This is a genomic window from Kitasatospora sp. NPDC059803, assembly GCF_042732255.1.
Lineage (GTDB): Bacteria > Actinomycetota > Actinomycetes > Streptomycetales > Streptomycetaceae > Kitasatospora.
Genome location: NZ_JBHWIJ010000456.1, coordinates 1 through 4,367, shown reverse-complemented (window position 1 = coordinate 4,367; position 4,367 = coordinate 1). Strand labels below are relative to the sequence as shown.

Annotated in this window: 6 protein-coding genes; all 6 read left to right on the top strand. The window is 73.6% G+C overall.

All coding sequences use genetic code 11. The annotated features are described in order from the left end of the window. The first annotated feature begins 83 nt into the window (after window positions 1-83). The 6 genes from ACFV6I_RS37935 to ACFV6I_RS37910 all read left to right on the top strand — a co-directional run bounded on the left by ACFV6I_RS37935 (window position 84) and on the right by ACFV6I_RS37910 (window position 4,212). Window positions 84-500, top strand: a complete 417-nt coding sequence (locus tag ACFV6I_RS37935) for a PPOX class F420-dependent oxidoreductase (protein ID WP_107453052.1) — start codon at window positions 84-86, stop codon at window positions 498-500. A 43-nt stretch (window positions 501-543) separates the two neighbouring features. Then, window positions 544-957: a hypothetical protein gene (locus ACFV6I_RS37930; protein ID WP_063348559.1), complete on the top strand. Its 414-nt coding sequence runs from the start codon at window positions 544-546 to the stop codon at window positions 955-957. Between the two features lie 83 nt (window positions 958-1,040). Then, window positions 1,041-1,511: an NAD(P)-binding domain-containing protein gene (locus tag ACFV6I_RS37925; RefSeq protein ID WP_380430672.1), complete on the top strand. Its 471-nt coding sequence runs from the start codon at window positions 1,041-1,043 to the stop codon at window positions 1,509-1,511. Then, complete coding sequence (locus ACFV6I_RS37920; protein WP_380430670.1) at window positions 1,508-1,999, top strand: NAD(P)-dependent oxidoreductase; 492 nt, start codon at window positions 1,508-1,510, stop codon at window positions 1,997-1,999. Before ACFV6I_RS37925 ends, ACFV6I_RS37920 begins: the two co-directional genes overlap by 4 nt. Before the next feature lie 86 nt (window positions 2,000-2,085). Beyond that, a complete protein-coding gene (locus tag ACFV6I_RS37915; protein WP_063348561.1) occupies window positions 2,086-2,664 on the top strand; it encodes a flavodoxin family protein in 579 nt (192 codons plus the stop codon). A 348-nt stretch (window positions 2,665-3,012) separates the two neighbouring features. Further along, window positions 3,013-4,212 carry an LPXTG cell wall anchor domain-containing protein gene (locus ACFV6I_RS37910; RefSeq protein ID WP_380430667.1) on the top strand — a complete coding sequence of 400 codons (1,200 nt, stop codon included), beginning with the start codon at window positions 3,013-3,015 and terminating at the stop codon, window positions 4,210-4,212. Window positions 4,213-4,367 lie beyond the last annotated feature (155 nt).

Sequence of the window (4,367 nt, the reverse complement as noted above, 5' to 3'; positions counted from 1 at the left end):
CGCCGCCCCCCCGCCCCCCCGCCCCCGCGGCGGCGCGGGGGGGCCGCCCCCCCCCCCCGGCCAGGATGGGCGGTATGCCGACGATGACCGATGACCAGTGGCGGGCGTTCCTCTCCGAGGGCACCCGCACCGCCAAGCTCGCCACCACCCGGGCCGACGGCCGCCCGCACGTCGCGCCGGTCTGGTTCCTGCTGGACGGCGACGAGCTCGTCTTCAACACCGGTGCGGGCACCGTCAAGGGCCGCACCCTGGCCCGCGACGGCCGGGTGATGATCTGCGTGGACGACGACCGGCCGCCCTTCGCGTACGTCCTCGTGCAGGGCACCGCCCGGCTGAGCGAGGACCTGGCCGAGGTGCGCGCCTGGGCCACCCGGATCGCCGCCCGGTACATGGGGGAGGACGTCGCGGAGCAGTACGGGGCCCGGAACGGCGTGCCGGGGGAACTGCTCGTTCGGGTGAAGATCGAGAAGGTCTCCGCAGAACACGGGGTGGCCCTCTGAAAAGCCGGTGCCACTGTCAGTGGTGCATGGCAGGCTTCCCGGTATGACGGCGTGGACCCTCAACGACATCGAACGTGCGATCCGCTCCTCCTGGGGTGTCGACACCTGTGCGCCCGAGGATCTGGCCCACTGGCGTCCCGACAATCCCGCCCGCGGCCAGTGCGGGGTGACGGCGATGGTGGTGCACGACCTGCTGGGCGGCGAGCTGATGATGGGCGAGGTGCACGTCGGCGGGATCCGGACGGATCTGCACTGGTGGAACCGCTTCGCCACCGGCATCGAGATCGACCTCACCCGCGAGCAGTTCGGGCCGGACGAACTGGTCAGCCCCGGCCGTCCGGTCGCCCGCCCGGCCCGCCCCGGCCGGCTCCAGGCCCAGTACGAGCTGCTGAGCCACCGGGTGGTCACCGAGCTGGAGCGCGGCCGCGTCCGGCTGCCGGAGCGCGCCTGCGCGTGAGTCCGTCCAGTACGCAGGGGCCACCGTCTCCTGACGTACAGTCATCCGCAATGCGGTGACGGTGACGGCGACGGGAGTGTGCGATGGCCGGGGCGACGATCGGCTTCGTGGGGCTGGGCGCGATGGGGCGGGGCATGGCCGGCAGCCTGCTGCGGGCCGGCCACGCCGTCCGGGTCTGGAACCGCTCGCCCGAGCCGGTGGCCGCCCTGGTGGCCGAGGGCGCCGAGGCGGCCGGCACGCTCGCCGAGGTGTACGCCGCCGACACCGTGGTCTCCATGCTCGCCAACGACGAGGCGGTCGAACGGCTGCTGCTCGATCCCGCCCTGCTCGCGGGAGCCGCGACGACCCTGCACGTCAACATGGCCAGCGTCTCTGTCGGGCTCGCCGAGCGCGCCGAGGTGCTGCACACCGAGCACGGCATCGGCTACCTGGCCGCCCCGGTCCTGGGGCGGGCCGCCCGCGGCGCGCCCGGGGGCACCCCCCCGACCCCGCCACCGCAACCCGCCCCCCCCCCGACCCCCCCCGCCCCCCGCACGCGCCCCCCGGCCGGTTGAACATCCTGACCGCCGGCGCGCCGGAGCTGCTGGCCCGCGCGGAACCGCTGTTCGCCGCGATGGGGGAGCGCACCTGGCACTTCGGTGCGAGCCCGCGACAGGCCAACACCGCCAAGATCAGCACCAACTTCCTGCTGGCCTGCGCGATCGAGTCGATGGCCGAGGCGTGCAGCCTGGCCGAGGCCCACGGCGTCCGGCCGACCGACCTGGTCGAGATGCTCACCGGCACGCTGTTCCCGGGGCCGGTCTACTCCGGCTACGGGGCGATGGTGGCCGAACGCCGCTACGAGCCGGCCGGGTTCAGACTGCCGCTGGGACTCAAGGACGTCGGCCTGGCCCTGGAGGCCGGGGCCGCGCGGAACGTCCCGCTCCCGTTCGGCGGCATCCTGCGGGACGCCTTCCTGGACGCGCTGGCCCACGGCGACGCGGACAAGGACTGGGCGGCCGTCGCGGCCGTCGCCCGGCGCCGGGCCGGCCTGCCCGCCTGAGTGAACTCCCGGGCCCCGGACATGGAATAACCGGGGTGCGGGGGGTGCTCGCACCTCCATCCGCACCACCGACCGGGGGAGTTCCGATGGCCGACCAGCCGGCCGGCGCCGAGGCGCCGCGCACCTTTCTGTTCCTCGACGCCAGTTCGCGTGCCGGCGGCAACTCCGAGCAACTCGCCCGGCTGGCCGCCGAGGCGAGCCTGCCGGCCGGGTCGGAGCAGCGCTGGCTGCGGCTGAGCGAGCACCCGCTGCCGCCCTTCGAGGACCTGCGGCACGTCGGGGACGGCCGCTACCCCGAGCCGGTCGGTCATGAACGGACCTTGCTGGACGCCACGTCGGCGGCCACCGACCTGGTCTTCGTCGCACCGCTGTACTGGTACTCGCTGCCGACCAGCGCGAAGCTCTACCTCGACCACTGGTCGTCCTGGCTCCGGCAGCCCGGGGCGGACTTCCGTGCCCGGATGCGCGGCGGCACCATCTGGGGCGTCACCGCCCTCGCCACCGAGGACGACAAGGCCGAACCGCTGATCGGCACGCTCCGGCTGACGGCCGAGTACATGGGGATGCGCTGGGGCGGCGCGCTGCTCGGCAACGGCACCCGCCCCGGGGACGTGCTGCGCGACGAGCGGGCGCTGATCGCGGCCAAGTCCTTCTTCACGGGCTGAGCCCGCGCACGCGTTCCGGCGGGCGGTCACGCGGGCGCTCACCAGACGTTCACACAACCGATCGCTTCACGCCACGTGAGGCCGTGCGATACGGTCCTCCGGGCGTGTACCCGTCACTCTCCGGTCATCTTTCGGCAAAGAGCAAAAGCCTTACTGCAGGACGGAATTGGGCGATTCGGGCACTCCCGTCCCGTGAGCGGTCCCCAGCGTGACACCCGCCTTCCGGAGTGGCCGGATCCTTCGGTAATCTCCGTCGGACTTTCAAGCTTCGCGAGGGGTTCGAGGCGTCCACGGCCGCCCGCCCCGCCGCGCCCCGGGCCTCGCCCGGACTCTTCCGTGAGGTCTCCCTTGTCCATACGTCGCAGTCTTGCCCTTGCCGGCGTCGCCGCGCTCGCGTCCTCGCTCGTGCTGTCCGGCGCCCAGGGCGCCATGGCCGTCGGCACCACCGGTTCCCCGTCCGCCGCCGCCCAGGCGGCCGGCAAGGCCTCCCACCAGAGCCTCGACCTCTCGGTGAACGGCGTGCCCGGCACCTTCATCGCCGGCGGCGACGCCCGCGACTTCACCTTCAAGATCGACAACTCGACGAAGCACGACTTCCTCTTCCTCCCGCTGCTCAAGTTCAAGAACAAGGCGGGCTCGCTCAAGGCGAAGGACCTCAAGGTCCAGTACCAGCTGCCCGGCGGCCAGTGGCAGACCGGTTCGGTCGCCGCCGACGGCGGCGAGGACAAGGACAAGTCCGTCCTCACCCTGCTCGGCGCCCTCGGCCAGGACGGCAACCCCACCGACGACGACCTGCTCGTCGTGAACCGCGGCAAGAGCTTCTCGATCAAGGTCCGGGTCTCCTTCGCCTCGGAGGCGCCGCTCGGCCGGGCCGGCGTCGTCCCGGTGGTGTTCTCCGCCGAGCTCGACGACGAGACCCACGCGCCGGTCGACGGGGGCCACCTCAGCTGCGACGGCGTCCGCGGCGCGGGCTTCGTGATCAAGGCGGGCGGCGGCGGAAAGCCGAGCCCGACCATCACCCCGACCCACACCGGCAAGCCCAGCCCGACCGCGAGCACCTCGCCGACGGCCTCCCACTCGCCGACCACCTCCACCTCGCCGACGCCCTCCCACTCGGCGACCGCGAGCACGTCGCCGACCGCCACGGCCACGGCCACGGCCACCACCTCCACTTCGGCCACCCCGAGCGCCGAACCGACCACGCCGTCGCCCTCGGTCCCGCCGACCACCCCGACCACCCCGACCACGGGCGAGCCGTCCGGCTCCGCCTCCGCGTCGACCTCCGCCCCGGCCCCGGCCGACGGCAACGGCGACACCGCCGGCCCGATCGACTTCCCGGTGGCCGTCCCGACCCTCACCCCGCCGCCGCTCACCCCGGCCGCCGTCACCAAGGCCAAGGCCGCCGCCGACAACGGCGACAAGGCCCTGGCCCAGACCGGTGGCGGTGACGACACCACCGCCATCGCCGTGGCCGGCGGCGCCGTGCTGCTCGCCGGTGTCGGCACCCTCGTGGCGCTGCGCCGCCGCAAGTCGGCCCAGCAGGGCTGACCGCGGCCGCAAGGCGCGCTCCAGCCGTTACACCGAGGCGGTACCCGCCTGACAACCGTCCGCGGGCCCCCGCCCGCCCGGGGGAAGACACCACGGGGCGGCGGGCGGCGGGGAGGGTAAACAAAAAACAATCAAAAAAAAAAACTGTCAGACGC